Source organism: Virgibacillus pantothenticus, assembly GCF_018075365.1.
In the GTDB taxonomy this organism is placed as follows: Bacteria; Bacillota; Bacilli; order Bacillales; family Amphibacillaceae; genus Virgibacillus; species Virgibacillus pantothenticus.
The window spans coordinates 3,007,503-3,029,447 of record NZ_CP073011.1 but is presented as its reverse complement, the minus strand read 5'-3'; the positions used below and the strand labels follow the sequence as shown (position 1 = coordinate 3,029,447).

The 21,945-nt window shown below is 37.2% G+C and carries 23 protein-coding genes and 1 riboswitch; of the genes, 21 read left to right on the top strand and 2 right to left on the bottom strand.

What is annotated here, in order from left to right:
• Positions 1 to 271 precede the first annotated feature (271 nt).
• Positions 272 to 1,039: a hypothetical protein gene (locus KBP50_RS14055; protein ID WP_050351977.1), complete on the bottom strand. Its 768-nt coding sequence runs from the start codon at positions 1,037 to 1,039 to the stop codon at positions 272 to 274.
• A 451-nt stretch (positions 1,040 to 1,490) separates the two neighbouring features.
• On the bottom strand, positions 1,491 to 2,183 hold the full coding sequence (gene tenA / locus KBP50_RS14050) for a thiaminase II (protein WP_050351978.1): 693 nt from the start codon (positions 2,181 to 2,183) through the stop codon (positions 1,491 to 1,493).
• A gap of 124 nt (positions 2,184 to 2,307) precedes the next feature.
• A riboswitch (TPP riboswitch) is annotated at positions 2,308 to 2,400 on the bottom strand.
• A 186-nt stretch (positions 2,401 to 2,586) separates the two neighbouring features.
• Between tenA and KBP50_RS14045 the strand changes: the two genes are divergently transcribed.
• From KBP50_RS14045 to KBP50_RS13945, 21 genes are all read left to right on the top strand, one after another.
• Positions 2,587 to 3,156 (top strand): DUF6434 domain-containing protein, encoded by a 570-nt coding sequence (locus KBP50_RS14045; protein ID WP_050351979.1) that lies wholly within the window; start codon positions 2,587 to 2,589, stop codon positions 3,154 to 3,156.
• Positions 3,157 to 3,556: 400 nt separating this feature from the next.
• Entirely contained in the window at positions 3,557 to 3,739 is a 183-nt protein-coding gene (locus KBP50_RS14040; RefSeq protein ID WP_050351980.1) for a hypothetical protein, read from the top strand.
• Positions 3,733 to 4,014, top strand: coding sequence for a GNAT family N-acetyltransferase (locus KBP50_RS14035; RefSeq protein WP_050351981.1), 282 nt, complete (start codon positions 3,733 to 3,735; stop codon positions 4,012 to 4,014). Before KBP50_RS14040 ends, KBP50_RS14035 begins: the two co-directional genes overlap by 7 nt.
• A 562-nt stretch (positions 4,015 to 4,576) precedes the next feature.
• A complete protein-coding gene (locus tag KBP50_RS14030) occupies positions 4,577 to 6,634 on the top strand; it encodes a BglG family transcription antiterminator (RefSeq protein WP_050351982.1) in 2,058 nt (685 codons plus the stop codon).
• The gene (locus KBP50_RS14025) at positions 6,597 to 7,073 is read left to right on the top strand and encodes a PTS sugar transporter subunit IIA (RefSeq protein ID WP_050351983.1); all 477 of its coding nucleotides are present in this window, start codon (positions 6,597 to 6,599) and stop codon (positions 7,071 to 7,073) included. Before KBP50_RS14030 ends, KBP50_RS14025 begins: the two co-directional genes overlap by 38 nt.
• On the top strand, positions 7,070 to 7,345 hold the full coding sequence (locus tag KBP50_RS14020) for a PTS sugar transporter subunit IIB (protein WP_050351984.1): 276 nt from the start codon (positions 7,070 to 7,072) through the stop codon (positions 7,343 to 7,345). Before KBP50_RS14025 ends, KBP50_RS14020 begins: the two co-directional genes overlap by 4 nt.
• Positions 7,346 to 7,447: 102 nt before the next feature.
• Entirely contained in the window at positions 7,448 to 8,794 is a 1,347-nt protein-coding gene (locus tag KBP50_RS14015; RefSeq protein ID WP_050351985.1) for a PTS galactitol transporter subunit IIC, read from the top strand.
• A gap of 166 nt (positions 8,795 to 8,960) precedes the next feature.
• Positions 8,961 to 9,899 (top strand): 1-phosphofructokinase family hexose kinase, encoded by a 939-nt coding sequence (locus KBP50_RS14010; RefSeq protein ID WP_050351986.1) that lies wholly within the window; start codon positions 8,961 to 8,963, stop codon positions 9,897 to 9,899.
• Between the two features lie 13 nt (positions 9,900 to 9,912).
• The gene (locus KBP50_RS14005) at positions 9,913 to 10,560 is read left to right on the top strand and encodes a class II aldolase/adducin family protein (RefSeq protein ID WP_050351987.1); all 648 of its coding nucleotides are present in this window, start codon (positions 9,913 to 9,915) and stop codon (positions 10,558 to 10,560) included.
• Between the two features lie 549 nt (positions 10,561 to 11,109).
• Positions 11,110 to 11,766 (top strand): L-fuculose-phosphate aldolase, encoded by a 657-nt coding sequence (locus KBP50_RS14000; protein WP_050351989.1) that lies wholly within the window; start codon positions 11,110 to 11,112, stop codon positions 11,764 to 11,766.
• Positions 11,767 to 12,092: 326 nt separating this feature from the next.
• Positions 12,093 to 13,103 (top strand): NAD(P)/FAD-dependent oxidoreductase, encoded by a 1,011-nt coding sequence (locus KBP50_RS13995; RefSeq protein ID WP_373314119.1) that lies wholly within the window; start codon positions 12,093 to 12,095, stop codon positions 13,101 to 13,103.
• 18 nt (positions 13,104 to 13,121) lie between these two features.
• A complete protein-coding gene (locus tag KBP50_RS13990) occupies positions 13,122 to 13,358 on the top strand; it encodes a ferredoxin family protein (RefSeq protein ID WP_050351991.1) in 237 nt (78 codons plus the stop codon).
• Positions 13,359 to 13,423: 65 nt separating this feature from the next.
• Positions 13,424 to 14,728: a phenylacetate--CoA ligase family protein gene (locus tag KBP50_RS13985; RefSeq protein ID WP_373688659.1), complete on the top strand. Its 1,305-nt coding sequence runs from the start codon at positions 13,424 to 13,426 to the stop codon at positions 14,726 to 14,728.
• A gap of 27 nt (positions 14,729 to 14,755) precedes the next feature.
• A complete protein-coding gene (gene paaA, locus KBP50_RS13980; protein WP_050351993.1) occupies positions 14,756 to 15,736 on the top strand; it encodes a 1,2-phenylacetyl-CoA epoxidase subunit PaaA in 981 nt (326 codons plus the stop codon).
• Positions 15,737 to 16,001: 265 nt separating this feature from the next.
• Complete coding sequence (gene paaB, locus KBP50_RS13975; RefSeq protein WP_050351994.1) at positions 16,002 to 16,319, top strand: 1,2-phenylacetyl-CoA epoxidase subunit PaaB; 318 nt, start codon at positions 16,002 to 16,004, stop codon at positions 16,317 to 16,319.
• A gap of 5 nt (positions 16,320 to 16,324) precedes the next feature.
• Entirely contained in the window at positions 16,325 to 17,116 is a 792-nt protein-coding gene (gene paaC / locus KBP50_RS13970; RefSeq protein ID WP_050351995.1) for a 1,2-phenylacetyl-CoA epoxidase subunit PaaC, read from the top strand.
• Positions 17,117 to 17,142: 26 nt separating this feature from the next.
• Complete coding sequence (paaD, locus tag KBP50_RS13965; RefSeq protein WP_050353477.1) at positions 17,143 to 17,658, top strand: 1,2-phenylacetyl-CoA epoxidase subunit PaaD; 516 nt, start codon at positions 17,143 to 17,145, stop codon at positions 17,656 to 17,658.
• A 478-nt stretch (positions 17,659 to 18,136) separates the two neighbouring features.
• Positions 18,137 to 18,439 (top strand): EthD family reductase, encoded by a 303-nt coding sequence (locus KBP50_RS13960; protein WP_050351997.1) that lies wholly within the window; start codon positions 18,137 to 18,139, stop codon positions 18,437 to 18,439.
• A complete protein-coding gene (locus tag KBP50_RS13955; RefSeq protein WP_050351998.1) occupies positions 18,432 to 19,208 on the top strand; it encodes an enoyl-CoA hydratase/isomerase family protein in 777 nt (258 codons plus the stop codon). The genes KBP50_RS13960 and KBP50_RS13955 overlap by 8 nt, the downstream gene beginning before the upstream one ends.
• A 13-nt stretch (positions 19,209 to 19,221) precedes the next feature.
• Positions 19,222 to 19,995 carry an enoyl-CoA hydratase-related protein gene (locus KBP50_RS13950; protein WP_050351999.1) on the top strand — a complete coding sequence of 258 codons (774 nt, stop codon included), beginning with the start codon at positions 19,222 to 19,224 and terminating at the stop codon, positions 19,993 to 19,995.
• A gap of 18 nt (positions 19,996 to 20,013) precedes the next feature.
• Positions 20,014 to 21,531 (top strand): aldehyde dehydrogenase family protein, encoded by a 1,518-nt coding sequence (locus KBP50_RS13945; protein WP_050352000.1) that lies wholly within the window; start codon positions 20,014 to 20,016, stop codon positions 21,529 to 21,531.
• Positions 21,532 to 21,945: the final 414 nt, after the last annotated feature.

Below are 21,945 nucleotides of genomic sequence, written 5' to 3'. Positions count from 1 at the left end.
TGTACGGAACAAGTCTAAGTGGGGGATATCAGCATCTAAATGCTCGATACGTTCAGAGCGTTTACGTCATACCATTACGGTACTAACAATCAGAGGGGGATGAAAGACCCCTCCTCTGACTGAAGATTGACTTTATTAGGATACAATGGTTTTAATTCTTTCATGTTGGATGTAGACTTCGAATATGCAACACATATGTTGTAGAAAGCGCGAGGGCTAATAAGAAGCCAGCACATTTAAGCACTGACATGTAAATAGTGACACAATCAAGTTAGTTATTATATGGATGATCAAAATTCCAATCTGATTGATATAATGTTGTAGAGTTACGTTCTACTTTATAAGCGATATGAGACGAATCACTCTTTCCATTTTTACTCCACTTTGCTGAAAAACTAGTGATATATGTTTCATCATCCATCTTTTCTGTTTTTGTTTCATATGTAATATAATAACCATCAATTTCCCTTTTAGAGATGCCTTCTTTTTTAGGAAATGGTTGTAGTGTTTCTTCACCTTCTGTTGCCAATATGATAGCATCTTGTGCAGTAAATGGAGGGAGTGGATCTGAAACATACTGAAAACCTCCCCATATTAATACTAATATGACAATGGGGGATACTAGGCTAATCCATATTGTTTTTTTATTCATTATCCTTTGAGAGAGCAGACGATCGACGGTAGCATAAGATGAACCTATTAATACCCCAATTAAAACTACGGGGGTATTTAAGAAGAACAATCCAAATATTGCTCCAAATAAGCCGTGAAAGAAGTTGTAAAACCAACTTTTTTTGAAGAAGCCTCTCTGGTAAATATACTCCAATCCTATTGAAATGGGACCACCGTAAAGCAATAGAACAGGTATAATATAAACGCCGTAAACAAGGGTCCAGCCTAAAAAATTCTCTGCTAAATAATAATTAGAATCCTCTTTGGTGATTGGGAATAGGTAAAGAATAGAAAAAAAGATAGCAGTTAATATAGATAACACATAGGAAGTAAGGAATTTTCTTAAGAGGAGTGAAGGGACTTTCATTTTATTCCTCCTTTGCCTAAACCGTTCTTTAAAGTAATTTTTCTTGCAATGATCGAGATCGATATAATGCCAGAATAACTCGAAAAGGGCTATCAGTCTTGATCGCCCTTTTCTTTTACTATAGTGGAGTTAATTATTCGAGTCAATTCAGAAAGGTAAGTTCGTATGCTCAATAGGAAGCTCTATCCTAAAACTAACTAATTAGTTGTATATTTCCTTTCAGCAAAGCTTTGATTCATTTTTTTAAAAAACAGTCAAGCATAACCGCTCTCCCATACGTTGAATTATAACGCATCTAAGATGTTGTAAGACTCCCGCTTTTAGAGGAAAAGACGGGAGAAATAAGTTCAATTGGGAGAGATAATGGCACCTGACTCGTGTAAGTGCTTTTTAGGTTATAAGCTTATAGTACTAACATGCAGCACGCCACCCCTGCTGAATGACGTTTCACTTATGCCATGGATTGACTATGCCATTGTCTGTCTGAGAACCATTCCTCGTTTGTATAGGCCATTTCCCAGAAGGCAAGCTCATATTCTTTCGCGATAATGAATTGTTCTTTCATTTTTTCCTTTTCCTTTTTACTGGATTCATCAGCAATTTGATTCAGCAGATTAATTTGCTCATTGGTCGATTCTTGAAACCAGTCACTGGCATATGTGGCAATCCAGTTTTGATAAATTTTTTCAGTTGGTTTCTCATTTTCATACGTTTTTCCGATATCTGCATAAAGCCAGTAACAAGGTAACATTGCTGCGATGGCTTGCCCTAGACTACCAGAAGCTGCCGCACGATAAAGGTGTGATGTATAAGCATATGCAGTCGGTGCTGGTTTGAAATTCTCCCAGTCGTTATCTGTTATGTGAAGTATTTCTGCATGTTCTTGATGCACTGTCAACTCCGCTTGTGCAGTTCCTTTTGCTTTTTCTGCAAGCATCGCCGTAACTCGGAAATCCTCTGCTAAGGTTGCAGCTAAAGCATGTACTTTTCCGTAGTGCTTCAAATAATAAATGTCTTGAAGAATATAATACTTGAAAATATCTAGTGGTAAATCCCCTTTTGCAATCCCTTTTACAAATGGATGATTCACACTTTGCTCCCAGCTATTAGCAGTTTCCTCTCTTAATGTGTCTGTAAATTGCATAAAAAATTCCTCCTCAGTCATGTTTTTTGAACTGGATCGAGGAAGAAAGGGATATACTTAATAAAGCAATCTATCTATAAACATGGACCTTGGCTACATGTAAACACAGAAATAGATTGCATTGTTAAGTAGTTTTCCACTTCCCTCCGCTGGTATTAACCAGATCAGGTTCTAAGGGTCGTTGTCTCAGCCAATGAAGGCCCCCCTAGTAGAAATTATTACAACTACACTTGAAGGATATCATAGTCTCATATAAAGTCAATCCTATTTTCGGAAATGTAGCTATAAAGGCAGGTTATTGTGTCGAAAGTTTCTACTCATTCCTTCTATAAAGTAATAAAAAACTTGACGCAAAAGAACGTCTGTTCTAAGATGATTGTAATCGAATGGAGGTATTCTAGAAATGAGACCTAGTCTAACTAAGGAGTTAAGTGTGCAAATTTTTAAAGATTTCTATTGGCTGAAAGAAGAACTACAAGCGTTTTGCAGGGAAAATGGGATCAGTGCTTCTGGTTCAAAATTGGAAATCTCTGACCGAGTTGAAGAGTTTCTTCGTACAGGGGAGATTAAAAAACCAATTAGAACATCTAACAAAAATAGCAAAGCTGAAACGAAAGAAGAATTAAGCTTAGCTACAGTAATCACGGAAAACCATCGCTGCGGTCAGCATGTACGAGCGTTTTTTAAGACAGTAATCCCGGGCTTTCATTTTTCCACTCATATTCAAAACTATTTGAAACAAAATGTTGGTAAAACATATCGTGATGTTGTCCAAGAGTGGTATGAGGAAGAAGAACGGAAGAAAGATCCTGCGTACAAGAAGAACATTGCCCCACAATTTGAATATAATCAATTTATTCGTGATTTTTTTGCAGATCCGAATAACCAGGGCAAAGGTCGTGAAGATGCTGTTGAAGCATGGAATAAAATCAAACAGCTTCCGGGTAGTAATAAGTATCAACCAAATCAATAATTCGGAACTTTCCTTGAATACCGAATGCAATGTGCCCCACTCATTTTATGCTTTTGTATGAAAAAAACGCTATTTATCATTATATAACTTATTTATTTTAGGTAGTATTTCAAGAATCTAACATTATAAAGCAAAATTTTTCATCATAGATGGTGGCTTGCGCTCTTGGCGAGCCATGGTGGTTTCTTATCTTATAAAAAAGACTGGCACCATTATGGTAAGAGATGCTAATTTGACTTACAAATGGCTCAAGCTACTGGGATTTTTTCCTGTGAATTCACATGTGGAAGTCATAATAGAGAGCAATTATCTAAGGAAAAGTCAGATTATCTAATGGATAATGTGGTGCAACTGCTCTTTTAAAGGATTTAAAAATTTACGAAGAAGAGGGACTCGTTACATGGAGGGAAATTTAAAAATTCAAACCAAAAGGTTGTCATTAATTCCTTGTTCAGATGAAGAATCTAAATTAGGGCACGAGCTTGCTCATGTGCAGCAGCATCTAATGGAGTTGAAAAAAGACCTGCTCCAATTTGGATGGGGGCCATGGTTCATATTCGAGAAAGCGAATAATAAATGGTAGGAGATGCTAGATTTAAAGGTAAGCCTGATTTGGAGCGCAAGGTAGAAATTGGTTATGGGATCATAGATTCCGCTCGTAATCAAGGATATGCAACGGAAGCTGTTGAAGCACTGATAAAGTGGGCATTCGCATCTTCGTATGTAGATAAAGTCATTGCAGAATGTTTCGTTACGAACTTACCATCTATTAAAGTACTTGAAAAAGTGGGAATGAGTCGAATAGCGGTAGAAAAGAATATGCTGAAATGGGAGATTAGTAGAATGAGCGTCAAATAGGCTTTGATTAGCTATATTAACGCTTTTTTATTTGTAACGTTTTGCACCAAGGTTTTGATTGCTAGTTGATGAAAGTACAATACAAGCCCAGTAAGTGTTAGGTCCTCTTCTTTAAAAAGAGTTATAAAAGCAATATAGATAGGCAGAAGTAACTGTTGAAAAGTTATTTATGGTCAGAGTTTTACCAACGTATAATACAAGCTTTCTTGTTAATCCTGATCACCTGAGTTGAACATAATTGAGCGAACAAATTAAAGACATAATTCTAGTTCTAGAGATTTGAAGAGCTAAACTAAGATAGCCGCATATCCATTTAAGGTATGCGGTTATTGTATGTTTACAGCCTAGACAGGCGTTTTGTCATATAGCGAAGAAATACTCATACATTTTAAAAAATCATGTAGCAGTAGTGTATTCTTTATGAAAAAACCACTTGCAATTATTTGTTTCATATAAAGTTCATCACAATCCAATTAAAGCGCTTTATTTATTTTGTGATAGATTGTTGAAAATAGTCTTATTTCCTATGTTACGATCTTAATGAAGGTAAGGAGGTGAAGTGATGGGAGGCGATAAAACAAGAATCATAAAACATCTGATACTAAAAGATAATGTCCAAATTCAAGAGTTAATGATTGAGTTTCAATTAACCAAGCTTGAGGTCAGAGAAACGATTAACAAGATTAACAATTCCTTTAGTAAGGATGTTATTATTTCGAGTGATCAAGCAGTTTACATGACGGAAGCGGCTAAGATGCTTTGCTATAAGAAAATTTTTCGAGAAAAAGGAAAATTATTTAGTCATCATGAATTTGAGACTCGATACAATTTAATCATTATTGTATTGGCTGTAGAGAAAAAATATTTATCCTTATTAGAATTAGCAGATATATGTTTAGTTAGTAAAAACACGATACTAAATGATATGAAATTAATTAAGCAGGATTTAGAGCAAAAAGAGATTGATGTAGACTATTCTCGAAAACATGGATATGTTATGAAAGGTTCAGAGTTTGCCATACGGAATTTGCTGGTAACAGCAGTAAAAGATGTACTTTGTTCTTTAGCAGGAAGAATATTGTTAGAAGAGAAAAACCTGGTAGACAGTTCAAAAATATTCCGATTACGAAAAAGACTGGAAAGAGTAGAAAGCAGGATCGGTATAACATTAACCGATGAACAATTAGATGAACTACCGTATATTATCCATTTTGTTATAAAGCGAGCGAAGAAGCTAGATACGAAGTGGTCTTTTAAAATAGAAAAATATGATATTAAAAATACGGTCGAGTTTCCTGAAATTCGGCAAATGTTTTGGGATTATGATTTTTTAACGCAAAGTGATTTGCTCTATTTATCCTTACAAGTTCTAGCTTCTAATATGGTAGAGTCAGCACTTGCTATTACAGATGGTGATGAAGTATCAGAAGCTACGGATAAATTTATTGATAATATTGAAGCAAATTTAGCGATGCATATGCATCGAAGAAATGAATTAAAGAATAAAGTGCTGCTTCATATGAGACCTGCCATCTACCGAAGTTTACTCGGTTTTCAAATCAATAATCCATTGACACGAGAATTTTTGGATCAATATCATGAAATTTACTGTGTGGTCAAAAAATCGGTTAAGCCCTTTCAGGATATTATTCACAGAGAGCTGTCTAAAGAAGAAATTGTTTATCTGTGTATGATCGTTTTAAGTTGGATTTATGAAGCAGAGGAAACGGAAACTATATTCAAAGCAGTAGTGCTATGCCAAAGTGGAACATCTATTTCTAAATTATTATTAGTTACATTGCAAGCTATGTTTCCAGAAATAGACTTTATTGGTGCATATTCAGTAAGACAGTTTGAGCAAGATGGGGAAGAAGTTGATTTTATCTTCACAACAGTTCCAATCAACGATAAAAGAGCAACGTTTATTGTTCCGCCAATATTGGATAGCCAAACTCGGATAGATTTAAGAAATCGAGTTCAAGGTGAGATGAGAAACAACAGCGATCCGTTAGTACGATCACTTATGAAGGTCATTCAGCCATATATTCCAAGTCAATACATCGATGTTGTTTCAAGGAAAGTATGTTGTATGTTAGCAAAGCAACATGCTTCAGAAGTACAAACAGATAATGGATCAGACCAATTTAAATTTTCCATTGATCATATAAGTATCCTAAAAGAAAGCATCGATTGGGAAGAACTCGTTGATATTTCAATGTTTCCTCTTTTTAGAAGAAACAGTATTACACAACATTATATAAATAAAACAAAGAACGTTTTTTATAGCAATTATGATCGAATGTTGATTGCTGAAAATGTTTATTTGCCTCATGTGGCTGCTAAGTTTGGGGTAAAGAAAATGGATTTTCAAATCGTCGTTTTAAAGAAACCAGCTTTTACACCTAATGGGGAAGAAGTAAAGATTGTTGTAGCCTTAGCTCCTTCTGTTGAAAATGATCATGTACCAACTTTAATTAAACTAAATAATCTGTTTATGGATAAAAACGTCATGTATCAAATGATGAAGGAAGAAAATATATTCACCATCCAGAGCATTCTTAACAGGCTAGGAGGAGCAGAAGATGAATTTTGCAAATTTGTTTCAGAAGGAATTAATTAAACTACATGCTGAATTTAATTCAACACATGAAATGTTTGAAGTACTTAGTAATGATTTAATAGATAACGGTTACGCAGAGACTTCCTTTAAACAAGCGATTATGGAAAGAGAAAAAGAGTTTCCAACAGGCCTGTCTACGGAAAAGGTACAATTGGCAATTCCGCATACAGATACAAAACATATTAAAAAGCCATTTATATACGTTGTTAAACTAAATCAGCCATTGCGATTTTTACAAATGGCGACGACAGATACATGGCTTGATATAAATATCATATTTATGCTTGGAATAAAAGAGCCGTCAAAACAAGTTGGGCTACTTTCATTAATTATAGATAAGTTCAAGGATGAGCAATTTGTGAACACGTTTCATTCTATTACATCCGAAGAAGAATTGCTGGCAATACTACAAAAACAATTTAGGAGTGAAGATGAATGAAAAAAGTAATTGTAGCCTGTGGTTCAGGTGTAGCTACAAGTCAAACAGTAGCATCGAAAGTGAAATCAATACTTGAAGAAAATGGTGTTCGTGCAAGTGTAGAAGCAGTTGATATTAAGTCATTAGATCAATATATAAAAACGAGTGATGTTTATATTTCAATCACAAAAAATACAAAAGAATATGATATTCCTACTCTAAATGGAATAGCTTTCTTGACCGGTATGGGAATGGAAGAAGAAACACAAAAACTACTCGATGCACTAAAGTAAATTGTACTTCTTTGCCACTGGGTAATCTATATTACGAAAAGTAATCTAAATTGCCCAGTCAAGCTATGATAACTATTTATCTATTATTAGGGGGGTAAAATCATGGACCTGCTAAAAACAATATTTTCATATATTTTAGATTTAGGTGCTTCTGTATTTGTTCCTGCAGTTATGTTGTTAATTGGAATATTTGTAAAAATGAAATTTAAAAATGCTTTAAGTGCAGCAATTACTTTAGGAGTCGCCTTTTTAGGAATGAACCTTGTGATTGGCTTTATGCTTGATGCTTTAACACCAGCGGCTCAAGCTTTAGCAGAGCGAACAGGGATTGAATTAACAGCTGTTGATGGTGGTTGGACAACTGCTGCTTCATTATCCTGGGCTTGGCCATATGCTTTTCTACTGTTTCCTATTCAGCTCGTCATTAATGGAGTGATGCTTCTATTAAATAAAACAAAGACATTGAATGTCGACTTATGGAATGTATGGGGAAAAATTTTCACAGCTGTACTTATTTATGGTGTAACCGGAAGCATGTATATCGCTCTGATTGGTTCAGCAATTGTAGTTGTACTTGAATTGGTATTTGCTGATTTGAATCAAAAACAGATCGAGACGTTAACAAATATTCCAGGTGTTACAAGTTCCCATAACTTTTTCTTAATTGGTACATTATTAATGCCGATTGATTGGCTCTTAAGAAAATTTAAAGTATTTAATAGAGAAATGGATGCAAGTGCATTAAAAGATAAAATTGGTATTTTTGCTGAAAATCATGTAATGGGTTTTATTATCGGGTTTCTTTTGGGCTTAGCAGCAGGCTATTCAGTAGCTGATTCACTAATTTTGTCGATGCAAGCAGCTGCCGCATTAACGTTATTCCCAATGGTAGCTAAATTATTTATGCAAGCGCTATCCCCGTTATCAGAAGCCATTAATGATTATATGAAAAAACGCTTTAAAGATCGGGAAATATTTATTGGACTTGATTGGCCGATATTAGCTGGATCAAGTGAAGCATGGGTTGTTATGACGATTCTGGTTCCGATTACGTTATTCTTTGCCTTTATATTACCAGGAAATGCAGTACTTCCATTTGCGGGAATTCTAAATATTGGGCTTGCTGTACCGGCATTAATTGTAACCGGTGGTAATTTGTTACGAATGCTGGTGATCTGTACGATTACCACGCCAGTATTCCTATATGCCGCAACGTATTTTGCCGATATTATGACAAACCTAGCACATTCAACAAAAGCGGTTGAATTAGAAGCAGGTCAGCAAATCACCTGGAGTACGGTTGAATACCCTGCATTTAGATATATTTTAACGGAGCTTGGGAGTTTCAGCATGGTAGGAATTGGATTGGCTGTTGTATGGGCGTTAGGATTTATCCTGTACCGGAAAGAAATGTTAAAACGGACGGAAGAACTAAAGGTAGAAAAATAGTCGGTGATGAAATGCTTTATCCTGAATATAAGATGCCGTAAGTCTTGGTAGCCAAAGAATAGGAAGAAGCTTAAGTGGGAGATAACCCCACCTAAATTCTCGAATCGTTCAAAGGCCTTCAGGTCATACCCTTGCGGTACTAACATTCAACAGGAGATGAAGAATCTTGAATGAAGTTTTACTTTATACATTAACATTAAATCCAGCTATTGATCGATTATTATACTTGAATGAAAAATTGGAAAGAAGAAAAAGCAATCGAATTACGGAAGTTTCTTATGATATTGGCGGAAAAGGAACCCATGCTTCTTATGTTATGTCGAAATTAGGAGTAAAAAACCTAGCTCTAGGATTTGCAGGGAGTCAGAATATAGATAAGTTTAAACAGATTTTAAGTGAAAAAAACATGGAACATGACTTCACGATTATAGATGGTAGAACCACTAGGGAATGCTATATCATGATAGAACCGGAGCAAGTCTCAGCCGGCTCTATCATGTTGACAGAAAAAGGATTTCATGTAGAAGAAGCTGATATAAAGCGACTTTTTGACAGGATAAAAGCTAGAGTGAAAGCGGAAGATATGGTATTAATCGCCGGTTCATTACCAACGAATTTCACGATCGATAATTTAAGGCAATTATTACGTATTTTAAAAGAAATTGGTTGTTTTATTGCTTGTGACTTATCTGGTGAGGCAATTAAATTAGCTGTCAAAATGAAGGTAGATTTTATTAAACCAAATGAATTTGAATTAAAGCAGCTAAAAGCTTCTCATGAAAGTTTATTCGATACAGTAAAAAGACTAAACCAAGACATTGATTATGTAGTTACTTCGTTAGGCGAAAAAGGCAGCTACTGTGGGTATGATAGAAAGATCTATCGTGTCATTCCACCTAAGGTAAAAGAAGTAAACGATACTGGTGCTGGGGATTGCTTTGTAGGTGCCTTTTTAGCTGGGCTGGCGAATCAGCTTTCGATAGAAGAAATAGTAAAGCTGGCTAGTGGTTGTGCTGCAAGTAAAGTGATGAACAAGGATAGTTCAACGTTTGATGTGAAGACGGCAATGGAGTTAAAGCAACAAGTAAAAATCACTCAACTATAAGGTGGCGATAACATTGTTATATCAAGAGGAAAGAGAACAGTTGGCTGAGATTGTGAAAAAAATGTTCTCTCGATATGAGACGAACACAGCTGGGGGAAATGTTAGTGTCAGGATAAATGATCAACATATTATTATGACACCAACCCATATGTCGCAAAAATACCATTGTGATATATCCCCGTACCAAGTTTTAGTGGTGGATATGGATGAAAATATAGTTGAAGGTGATGGCAGAATTACAAGAGAAATTAATATGCATATGGCATGCTATAAACATAATCGAGAGATTGGCTGTGTACTCCATGCACATGCACTTCAGTCAATGTTTTTTGCAACGATGGGGATAGATATGCCCAATTTAACAGAAGCTACGCAAAAATTTGGGAATATTCCATGTCTGGATTTTGCTCCTGCAACATCGAAAGAATTAGCTGAAAAAGTGAAACATTATTTGGAGAATAAAGCCTTAGAATCTGTAATTAACGCCATTTTATTGAATAAGCATGGGGTGTTAATAACAGATACAAATTTAATAAAAGCTTATGATAATCTGGGGCGTCTGGAATACAATGCATACATTGCCGAAAAAGCGTTACTGTTTGATAAGTTAGGCATTTGTAAGATTGAAAATAAAGAGCTGAATTATAACGTAGATGAATAAGGAAAAGCTTTTTCTTCATTTATGTATTTTTCTTTCGGCATTATGTCTGCTCATTTCCGTGTTCACGAAATGGATGATTTCTACTATGTTAGCTCTAATTTTGGCAATCATAGCTCAAAGTAAATACAGAAAATGGTATCCTCATAAGGCAAGATCGTATAAGGAATTAATTCAGAAAGAATACGAGAAAGAGCAATTTAGTAAGTCGGAAAATAAATAATAATTAATCAATAATGATATTCAAAAAGAGGACAATGGATATGAGATCAGCTAAGAATTAACGTACTAGAAAAACTTTTTCTTTCGTACGATATGTCCCTGTTATCCGAACCAATGTTAGCTCAGGTATCTCAGCACTTCGCCTTTCAATTTCAACATCATTAGAGGAAGAGAAATTGCGGTGCTTTACTTGAGGGATTGAATTTTCTACTGCGCTCTTAACTTCAGTACTATATTTTATACATTCTAATGTATGAGGAAATTTGTTTAGGTCATTAACTACTACTTTTTGAACATTCACGAATAATAATTACAACGGAGGGTTTACTGATGAAATATTTAAAAGAAGAGAGAAAACAAATTGTTGAATATGGAAAGAAATTAATCGATTCTAGGCTAACCGTTGGAACCGGAGGAAATATTAGTATTTTTGATAAAGAGTCAGGGCTTATGGGAATTACACCAAGCGGGATTGAATATCATAATTTAACTGAGGAAGATGTCATCATTATGGATTTATATGGTAATGTGGTTGAGGGGGAGCTAAGACCATCCAGTGAACATCAAATGCATTCCATTGTCTATAAAAATAGATATGATGCAGTTGCTATGATTCATACGCATGCTTTGTATTCCACAACGATTTCTTGCTTGAATGTTGATTTACCGGCTATTGATTATCTTGTTGCTCATGGTGGAGGAAAAAATATCCGTTGTGCTAATTACGCAACATACGGCACAAACGAATTAGCTGAGAATGCGCTGGAAGCAATGAAAGATAGAAAAGCAGTATTATTAGCCAACCATGGAATCAATGTAGTGGGCAGTTCTCTTGCAGAAGCTTATGCAATTACAGAGCAGTTGGAATTTTGTGCCCGCTTGTACTGGCAAGCAAAAGCAATCGGGAATCCAGTCATCTTATCAGATGAAGAAATGACGATGATGGTGGAACGCTTTAAGGATTATGGACAACCTAAGGTTAATTGAAAATAAAATAAATATTTTCCAGTAATGTTTGTAAATAATATACGTATCTATTTTTCACACTTATTACGTTTTGTTTTGACTGATGGAATCCGAAAAAAATAAATAATTTATGGTTTAGACAATCCCCACTGAGATGAGGGGATTTTTCTTTGTTTTTAATAGTAGTTTAAGTTTATGGTTATTGTTTTCGCAATATTTATAAATTTAAGTATTGACAAATTTGTGGCCGTGGTGATAATATTTGTATAACATAATTTAATATGTCGTTTATAAAACGTTATATAATTAGTCGTTTCATAAAATAGTATATGAATGGAGGTGTTAGTTTGAATGATAAATCCATTTACGATATTACGATTATTGGAGGTGGACCAGTAGGCTTATTTGCTGCTTTTTATGGTGGAATGCGGCAGATGAAGGTGAAAATTATTGAAAGTTTGCCGCATTTAGGAGGACAGTTGTCTGCACTATATCCAGAGAAATATATTTATGATGTTGCTGCCTATCCAAAAGTGAAAGCTCAGGATTTAATTGATCAGCTTACAGAGCAAGCAATGCAATTTTCCCCAACTGTGGTACTTAATCAAACTGTTGAAAAAGTAGTGAAAATAAATAGTGAACACTTTCAGCTCACTACAGATAAGGAGGTGCATTATTCAAAAACCATTCTTATTACGGCAGGTATTGGGGCGTTTGAACCACGCCGTATAAAACTAGCTAACGCACTTGCGTATGAAGGAAAAAACTTACACTACTTTGTTCAAGACATCAAACGTTATAAGGGTAAAGATGTCTGTATTTTAGGAGGTGGAGATTCAGCGGTAGATTGGGCAATGATGATTGAACCAATCGCGAAAAGTGTTACGGTCATACATCGTAGGGAGCAATTTCGAGCACATGAACATAGTGTCGCGAACCTTTATGCATCGAGGGTTGAAATTTTCACACCTTTTCAATTACAGGAAATTTATGGAGAAGAGCAGATAGAGGAAATCATTCTTCAAAAGGTAAAAGGAACGGAGAAAATTAAATTATCATTAGATGAATTAATTGTGTCTTATGGTTTTATCTCTTCTTTAGGTCCGATAAAGAAATGGGGTTTAGAATTTGCGAAAAACTCCATTAAAGTAGACTCGGCAATGAATACAAATATCCGAGGTATTTATGCTGCTGGCGATGTTGTGACCTTTTTTGGAAAAGTGAAGTTAATAGCTTCAGGATTTGGCGATGCTGCTACCGCCATTAGTAGTGCAAAAACCTATATAGATCCAAACGCTAGGCAACAACCGCAGCATAGTACTACACTTTTTGAAAAATGGGAGAAAGTACACAGTTAAGAAAGGAGAAATCAAAGAATGGCATTTGTAATCACCTCCCCTTGCTTACATGAAAAATCAGCTGAATGCGTAGAAGTATGTCCGGTAGATGCTATTCATTCGGGAAAAAACATGTATTACATAGACCCCGATATCTGTATTGATTGTGCCGCGTGTGAAACAGCTTGTCCGGTTCAAGCTATATATGCAGAAGAAGATGTTCCTGACGAAGAGAAGGAGTACATTGAAATGAATAGAGATTTTTTCCCTGTCTAGTTTTTTATAAAGTGTTTGCTTTAATACAATGATAGGTAGGTGAAACCATGTTTTTTAATGAAATAATGGAAACGCTTTCGAAACAAGAAATGGAAAAAATTCAATTATCAAGACTTCAACAAACCGTTCGAACCGTATATAACAAAACTCCTTTTTATCAAAAAAAATTTACGGAACTAAATGTAAAACCTAATGATATTCAATCTTTAGAAGATATTCGTAAGCTACCATTTACACAGAAAAAAGATCTTAGGGATAACTATCCGTTTGATTTATTCGCACTGCCTATAAGTCATGTAGAGAGAATTCATGCGTCCAGTGGTACTAGTGGAAAACCAACTGTTGTAGGCTATACAAGAAATGATTTGGAAGTATGGGCGGAAATCGTTGCAAGAGCAATTGCTGCATGTGGAGGAGAACCAGACAGTGTTCTGCAGAATACGTTCGGTTATGGGCTGTTTACCGGAGGACTCGGTTTACATTATGGCTCAGAAAAACTAGGAATGGCGACAGTTCCCGTTTCAGGAGGGAATACAGAGAGGCAAATATTATTAATAGAGGATTTTAAACCGACCGTTATTGTTGGTACACCTTCTTATATCTTGAATATCGCTGACAAAATGGAGCAATTAGGCAAAGATGCGCGTGATACTAGTTTAAAATACGGTATCTTTGGTGCAGAACCTTGGTCAGAAGAAATGCGTAAAGAATTGGAAAAAAGATTAGGAATCAAGGCCATGGATATTTATGGATTGAGTGAAGTGATGGGACCCGGAATTTCCTTTGAATGTCTGGAAGCACAATGTGGATTGCATGTCGCAGATGATCATTTTTTTATTGAGGTAATTGATCCAGATACATTAGAACCTGTAGCAGAAGGGGAGGAGGGAGAGCTCGTTTTCACCAGTTTGACAAAAGAAGCATTTCCAATCATCCGCTATCGTACTGGGGATATAGCCTCCATTACTTCGGAAACTTGTATATGCGGGAGAACAACAACAAGGATGTCGCGGGTTAAAGGAAGAATTGATGATATGCTCATCATTCGTGGGGTGAATGTTTACCCTTCTGAAGTGGAAAGTGCGCTATTAGAATTAGAGGAGCTAGTACCACATTATCAACTCTATGTCGTTAATCAAGGAGCACTAGATAAAGTCATATTGAAAGTAGAAATCAACGAAAGTATCTACAATAATTTAAACAGAAATTTAGAGCATGAAACAATAAAAGCGCTTGCTAATAAGGTGTTTCAGCAGTTAAAAAGTAAGTGTTTAATTAGTGTAGATATTAACATTGAACATCCAGGATCAATTCCAAGGTCAGGAGGAAAAGCCATCCGCATTGTTAGAGATACCAAAATGAAAGTATGAATAATAAAAACGGAGGAGTTGCAGGGTATGAGAACAATTCCATTCCATCAGTTAACAGCAGATGAAAAATATGAGCACTTCATGGAGCGAATTGAAAATAATGAAAAAATTGAAGCGGGAGATTGGATGCCGGACGAATATAGGAAGGCATTAATCCGGTTAATTTCCATGCATGGTATGAGTGAAATTATGGGTGCACTGCCTGAAAAAGAATGGGTACCAAAAGCACCTACTTTGCATCGAAAATTAGCAATTATGGCTAAGGTTCAGGACGAAATGGGGCATGGTCAATTACTTTTGCGAGTAGCAGAAGATTTAATCAAACCATTTAACAAAACAAGAGAAAATATGATGCAAGATTTATTTACAAAAAAGCTTAAGTTTCATAACGTCTTCCATATGCCTGCGCCGTCTTGGGGGGATGCCGCTATTATTGCTTGGCTTGTTGATGGGGCTGCCATTTTATCACAGACGATGATGTTACATACATCCTACGGTCCATACGGGAGAGCGCTAAAACGAATTTGTCAGGAAGAATCGTTTCATGCAAAGCATGGCGAAAGCTTAACATTGGCATTGGCAAGCGGAACGCAAAAACAAAAGGACATGTTGCAAGGAGCGCTTGATCGCTGGTGGGAATCGTTACTCACCTTTTTCGGACCAAAGTCTAAAAAAGAAACTGGTCACTCAAATGTTGATATTAACTTAAAATATAAACTTAGAACGAAAACAAATGAGCAATTAAGACAGGAGTTCTTGACAAAGTACGTACCAAAAATGGATCTACTTGGGTTAACCATCCCTGATGAAAATCTGTACTTTGATGAAAGTACCCAAGAGTGGCATTATACGGAACCTGATTGGCAGAATTTTAAAAGGATTGTGTCAGGAAATGGACCGGAGTCGGACGCAAGAATCGCATTACGAAAGAATTCTTATCAAAACAGCCAATGGGTGCGTGATGCATTAAAAACATATAAAGAAAATCGAAGCGAACTTGTTGGATAAAAGCTAAAAGAGGTGCGCCAAAGCAGGAAAGCCGCGTATCGCATTCAAAAAATTGAGTGTTAAAGCGAAAAGTTGCGCAACATAGCCAAAAAGCTGTGCTCCAAAGCGAGAAAATCGCGCATCGCAGCTAAAAGAGGTGCGCCAAAGTGTGAAAGTCGCGCATCGCAACTAAAAAGTTGTGCACCAAAGTATGAAAGTCGTGCATCATAGCCAAAAAATTGTGCGTTGAAGTGATAGATCGAGAGCATGATGGAGGGAAGCAACAATGAGTGGAAGCGAATTTTATGAGGAATTTGAAGTGTTTAGTCGAAAAAGGGATGGGCTGCCATTAGAGCATCGCTTTAGTTTAACGGCACCTAATAAGGAAATGGCTTATGTTATGGCGAAAGAAAATTTTTTTCGTCGTGAGTCTCTGAAAGAATTATGGGTTGTAAATCGGAAAGAAATCAGAAAGATGACACAAGAAGAACGTGAAGCATTTCAGCTACTAGATAACAAGGCTTACCGGGAAACTCGAGGGTATATAAATCTCCCTAAGAAATGGAAAGAATTAAAACAAAGTGTAAACACGGAGGAGGGGTAAGGAAATTGCAACGAGATGAGTTTATTTTATGTGAGTTGCTTTATCAGTTTGCTGATGACAACTTCATTCTCGCCTATCGCGGATCGGAATGGCTTGGATTGGCACCGCATATTGAAGAAGATGTTGCCTTTTCTTCCATTAATCAAGATATGATGGGGCATGCGGTAATGTATTACAGCTTACTTGAAGAAATCGGGGCAGGAAATATGGATGATCTCTCGCACTCCAGAAAACCACAAAACTTTCGCAATGCCATTTTGCTTGAATTAAAAAATGGTTCCGGTCACTATCTGGAGAATCCTGATTATGATTGGGCTTTTACCGTCGCTCGGAATTTTCTCTTTAGTGTTTTCAAACAAGTTCGTTTAGAAGCACTTACGCAATCAAGCTATGAACCACTAAAGCAAACTGCTGTGAAAATTTTGTCCGAACACTATTATCATTTCATGCATTGGGAAACTTGGTTTATGCAGTTAATGTCGAGTACCAAGGAAGCACGTGAACGGATGGAACAAGCGGTTCTACGATGTTGGAAAGAGTTTGCGGGAGTGATTTCAATAGGCATGTACAGTGCGGAAATGAATAAGCGGAAATTGATTTGCAGTGAAGCTGATTTACGAAAGGCATGGCTCGATAAAATGGAAAACGTATTTCAAAAGTTGAAGTTCAAGATAGAAGAACCACCAGGAATGGAAAGTGGAAATGGACGTAATGGAGAGCATACGGATGATCTTACGGAGGCATTGAAAGTGTTAAATGAAGTATACGGAGGTGACAAAGAAGCAGTTTCCTGGTAACAAAGGTGAGATGAGGGATGATTAAGATGAAAAATTCACATCTAAAGGATGAAGTACGTCGCGTACTGCAGCAAGTGACAGATCCAGAAATGCCATTTATTAATATTGTTGAACTGGGGATGCTCGAGGATATAACGATTCAAGATGATGATTTTGTTCAAGTGACGCTATTGCCAACATTTAGCGGTTGTCCGGCATTAGACATGATTAAAGCCGATGTGAAAGAAAAGGCAAAAAAATTATTAAACGAATGGAATAATGACCTTATGATTGAAGTTATATTTAGCTTTCATCCTCCGTGGACAACGGATCGAATCAGCGAGGAGGGAAAAGAAAAGTTAAAACGGAATGGGATTTCTCCACCGCCAGCACAGTATACTGCAGGTGAATCTTGGAGAATTGCATGCCCTTATTGTAATTCCATGTACACAACAATGGAGAATATTTTCGGACCAACAGCATGCCGAAGCATTCTTTATTGTAATCAATGTAAAAATCCATTTGAAGCGATGAAGCCAATCGCTAATTTATCCCGCATATAACTTGCAGTAAGACCTCCACTTCCATGCTACGAGGAAAAAACCTAGGAGGTTAGGTGGGAGGATCTAACTGCAAGTAAATGCCCGATTGGTTCATCTAACCATCAGTGAGAGAAAAAAGAAAACCTCACTGATGAAGATTCACTTTATCCCGCATGTAAGGTGCCGTAATCCTCCCGCTTTAAGCACCTGAGCTGGCACAAAAGGTTTTAAGCGGAAGAAAACGGCACCTAAATGCCCGATTGGTTCATCTAATCATCAGTGAGAGAAAAAAGAAAACCTTACTGATGAAGATTCACTTTATCCCGCATATAACTTGCAGTAAGACCTCCACTTCCATGCTACGAGGAAAAAACCTAGGAGGTTAGGTGGGAGGATCTAACTGCAAGTAAATGCCCGATTGGTTCATCTAACCATCAGTGAGAGAAAAAAGAAAACCTCACTGATGAAGATTCAATTTATTCGAAAGGGTGGAAAAATAATGGTTAAGTTAATTGCACTTTATAAACAGCCGGAGGACAAAGCTGCTTTTGATGAGCACTATCAGAATGTTCATACGCCGATCACAAAGAAGATACCTGGGTTACGTAAGATGGAGGTTACGAAAATTGTTGGTTCGCCTACAGGAGAAAGTAAGTATTATCTGTTATGCGAAATGTTTTACGACGATCATGAATCATTAAAAGCTGCGATGAAAACCAAAGAAGCAAAAGCCTCTGGAAAAGACCTGATGTCATTTGCAGGCGACTTGGTTACCATGATGATTGGTGAAGAAGTTGAATAATTATCAATTTATTAAGGCTTGGACTGACAATGGGATTGGAAAATTAGAGTTGCAACGCCCGGAAGTTTTAAACGCCATCAATCGATCCATGGTAGTAGAGATTTTAGCTGCTTTACGGAATTTTGATCAATTAGAACAAGTAAAAGTGATTGTCCTATCTGGCGCTGGCAGGTCATTTGCTGCTGGAGCAGACATTAAGGAAATGGCGGAAGAAAATGCGATTTCCATGGAGATGAAAAATCAATTTGCTGACTGGGACAAAATATCATTAATTAAAAAGCCTGTTATAGCAGCTGTTCATGGATTTGTCCTTGGTGGTGGATTTGAGCTCGCATTATGTGCCGATATAGTATTTGCTGCAGCAAGCAGTAAGTTTGGATTTCCGGAAGTTCAGCTTGGCGTCATGCCAAGCGCTGGCGGAACTGTAAAATTAACCAAGCTGATGGGAAAAAGAAAGGCACTGGAATTTCTTTGGACTGGAAATCAACTTAAAGCAGAAGAAGCAAAGCATTGGGGTATCGTTAATCAGGTTGTTCCAGATGAACTTCTTTTGCAGGAGACAATCGCTTTTGCTGAAAACTTGGTAAAGCAGCCTGCTTTATCCCTACGGTTAATCAAAGACACGGTTGAAAAGGCAGAAGACTTGCCCATATATGAAGCAATGCAATATGAACGGAAAAATTTCTATTTACTTTTTGCTTCAGAGGATCAAAAAGAAGGTATGCAGGCTTTTATGGAAAAACGATCACCTCATTTCAAAGGGAAATAGGGGGATGCGACAAATGTATGAAACGATTCGTTATGAAATAAAGGATAAGGTTGGCTGGCTGACATTGAACCGACCTGAAAAATTGAATGCGATTACGAATACGATGAATCAGGAAATCATCGATGTGTTGAAAAAAGTAGAAAATAATAATCAAGTTCGTGTACTTGTTATTACCGGTGCAGGAAAAGCATTCTGCTCCGGTGAAGATATAAGCAGTTTACAAGCAGATATGAACTTGGGAGAAATTATTAAATCTCGCTATAAGCCAATGATGGAGAAGCTTGCACAAGTAGAAAAGCCGGTTGTAGCCTCGGTAAACGGTGCTGCAGCAGGCGCTGGGTTTAGTCTGGCACTTGCATGTGACTTTCGAATCGCATCAGAAAAGGCTTCCTTTATGGAGGCATTTATCCATATTGGTTTGATTCCTGATTCCGGAAATTTATATTATCTGCCACGGATTGTCGGTCTAGCCAAGGCACTGGAGTTAGCCATTTTAGGAGAGAAGCTAAAGGCTGATGAAGCGAAAAGGCTTGGTATTGTGACAAAAGTTGTCAAGCCTAATGAATTGGAAAAAGAAACAGCTGCTTTTGCTGAACGGTTAGCTAATATGCCAACAAAAGCTATCGGCTTAATTAAACGCTACATGCAAAAAAGCTTTGAAACGAACTTGAGTAACATGCTGGATTATGAAGCTTACGGACAGGAGATTGCCGGGGGAACAGAAGACTATGTAGAAGGGGTTCAGGCATTTCTTGCAAAACGTTCCCCTGAATATAAAGGATATTAAACAAAAGGAGAGATGAATATGGTAAAAACACATGAAAAACCAATATTTATAAAAGAGGTAAAACGTGATATGTACCAAATGGTCATTAACGGAAAGCCAGCTGATGCCAAATCAGGTGAGATGATGACTGTTTACAATCCTGCAACAGGTAAGCCAATTGCGGAAGTGCCAAAAGCTGATCGGGAGGATGTAGACATAGCTGTGGAAGCCGCTCGAACTGCTTTTGATCATGGAAAATGGAAGCGTTATCCAGTCGGTAAGCGCGCTCGTATATTAAATAAAATTGCCTCTATCATGCGAGGACGATTTCGTGAATTAGTGGAGATGGAAGTTATCAATAGCGGTAAAACACTATCCGCAGCTCAAGGTCAGGTCATGCAGGCAATTGAGGATTTTGAATTCTATGCAGGCGCAATTGTAGGGCATCGCGGTGATGTAAATAATGTGCCGGGACAGTTTTTTAATTATACACAGAAGGAGCCTACTGGTGTAGCAGCACAGATTATACCTTGGAATTACCCGATGATGATGGCGGCATGGAAAGTAGCACCTGCGATTGCTGCAGGCTGTTCGGTCGTGCTAAAACCAGCTAGTTTAACACCAATTACAGCTATTTTGTTAGCAGAAATTTGTACAGAAGCGGGTGTACCGGATGGAGTCGTCAATGTGGTGACTGGACCGGGTACAACGATTGGTGCTTACTTAACAGAGCATGAGGCAATTGATAAGGTTGCCTTTACTGGAGAGACGAGTACGGGTAAAGATATTATGGCAAAAGCTTCAGAAACCTTAAAACGGGTAACGTTGGAATTAGGCGGAAAGTCTCCTAACATCGTGTTCCCGGATGCAGATATGGATGCTGCTGTTAACGGATCGATCTTTGGTATCTTCTATAATACTGGTCAATCCTGTGAAGCGAGATCGCGGTTATTTATCCATGACAGTATTTACGATGAATTTATGGAAAGCTTTCTTGCCAAGACCAGTCAATTAATTATCGAAGACCCATTGTCCGAGAAGTCTCATGTTGGAGCGATTATTAGTCAAACACAGCTGGAAAAAATTCATAGCTATGTAGAAGAAGCAAAAAAAGAAGGAGCAACCGTTCTAGCTGGTGGACATCCTTTAAAAGTAGAAGGATTTGAAGATGGTTATTGGTATGCACCAACGATTATTACAGGGGTAACAAACGATATGAAAATTGCTCAAGAGGAAGTATTTGGTCCCGTCGTAGTAGTCATGAAATTTACTGATGAAAAAGAAGTTATCCAGCTAGCTAATGATACGAGATATGGTCTTGCTGCTGCTATTTGGGCAAAAGAACAGGGACTAATTAAGCGCGTGTCGGATGGACTCCAAGCAGGCGTTGTCATGGTAAACTGTCCATTCTCTGCTTTTCCGGGAACTCCTTTTGGCGGATATAAAGAGTCCGGTTTTGGCCGTGAACTAGGTATTGAAACTCTTGATCTGTATACTGAAACAAAAAGTGTCCTTTCCTATGCAGGAAGAAAGCCGCTTAATCCATTTAACTTATAAGAAGAACGGCTAACCTCAAATACGAAGACCATTGCACTCTTAGAGAGATATTGGTCAGATAAAAGCGAACGAATATCCACTTATGGAAAAAGTTCGCTTTTTACCCTTATGAGTACTATTCAATAAAAGGGGGATTGGGGGTGGCTTACTTTTCATCTTATATCCATCCACTGTGATAATTGAAATTACAACATCCGGACGAGTTAAAATCAATCTTACAATAGCACAATAAAAAAGTCGAAAGTGATACCGCATCTTTTCAAGGAGTAGCACTCTTAACCGCCCTCAACATGTGTCTTAATTTAATGAAAATATCTTACAGTTGAACGATGAAATGACTGTTCATTTCTACCCACTTTTAAAGTTCCTTTTACAGAAAAACATTTGGTCAGCTGATATTCGGTACGAGCAAAA

Bases quoted from the DNA above. Each gene is read 5' to 3' on its own strand.
- KBP50_RS14055 (WP_050351977.1), bottom strand. From the start codon at position 1,039: ATGAAAGTCCCTTCACTCCTCTTAAGAAAATTCCTTACTTCCTATGTG.
- tenA (WP_050351978.1), bottom strand. From the start codon at position 2,183: ATGCAATTTACAGACACATTAAGAGAGGAAACTGCTAATAGCTGGGAG.
- KBP50_RS14045 (WP_050351979.1), top strand. From the start codon at position 2,587: ATGAGACCTAGTCTAACTAAGGAGTTAAGTGTGCAAATTTTTAAAGAT.
- KBP50_RS14040 (WP_050351980.1), top strand. From the start codon at position 3,557: ATGGAGGGAAATTTAAAAATTCAAACCAAAAGGTTGTCATTAATTCCT.
- KBP50_RS14035 (WP_050351981.1), top strand. From the start codon at position 3,733: ATGGTAGGAGATGCTAGATTTAAAGGTAAGCCTGATTTGGAGCGCAAG.
- KBP50_RS14030 (WP_050351982.1), top strand. From the start codon at position 4,577: ATGGGAGGCGATAAAACAAGAATCATAAAACATCTGATACTAAAAGAT.
- KBP50_RS14025 (WP_050351983.1), top strand. From the start codon at position 6,597: ATGAATTTTGCAAATTTGTTTCAGAAGGAATTAATTAAACTACATGCT.
- KBP50_RS14020 (WP_050351984.1), top strand. From the start codon at position 7,070: ATGAAAAAAGTAATTGTAGCCTGTGGTTCAGGTGTAGCTACAAGTCAA.
- KBP50_RS14015 (WP_050351985.1), top strand. From the start codon at position 7,448: ATGGACCTGCTAAAAACAATATTTTCATATATTTTAGATTTAGGTGCT.
- KBP50_RS14000 (WP_050351989.1), top strand. From the start codon at position 11,110: ATGAAATATTTAAAAGAAGAGAGAAAACAAATTGTTGAATATGGAAAG.
- KBP50_RS13990 (WP_050351991.1), top strand. From the start codon at position 13,122: ATGGCATTTGTAATCACCTCCCCTTGCTTACATGAAAAATCAGCTGAA.
- KBP50_RS13985 (WP_373688659.1), top strand. From the start codon at position 13,424: ATGGAAACGCTTTCGAAACAAGAAATGGAAAAAATTCAATTATCAAGA.
- paaA (WP_050351993.1), top strand. From the start codon at position 14,756: ATGAGAACAATTCCATTCCATCAGTTAACAGCAGATGAAAAATATGAG.
- paaB (WP_050351994.1), top strand. From the start codon at position 16,002: ATGAGTGGAAGCGAATTTTATGAGGAATTTGAAGTGTTTAGTCGAAAA.
- paaD (WP_050353477.1), top strand. From the start codon at position 17,143: ATGAAAAATTCACATCTAAAGGATGAAGTACGTCGCGTACTGCAGCAA.
- KBP50_RS13960 (WP_050351997.1), top strand. From the start codon at position 18,137: ATGGTTAAGTTAATTGCACTTTATAAACAGCCGGAGGACAAAGCTGCT.
- KBP50_RS13950 (WP_050351999.1), top strand. From the start codon at position 19,222: ATGTATGAAACGATTCGTTATGAAATAAAGGATAAGGTTGGCTGGCTG.
- KBP50_RS13945 (WP_050352000.1), top strand. From the start codon at position 20,014: ATGGTAAAAACACATGAAAAACCAATATTTATAAAAGAGGTAAAACGT.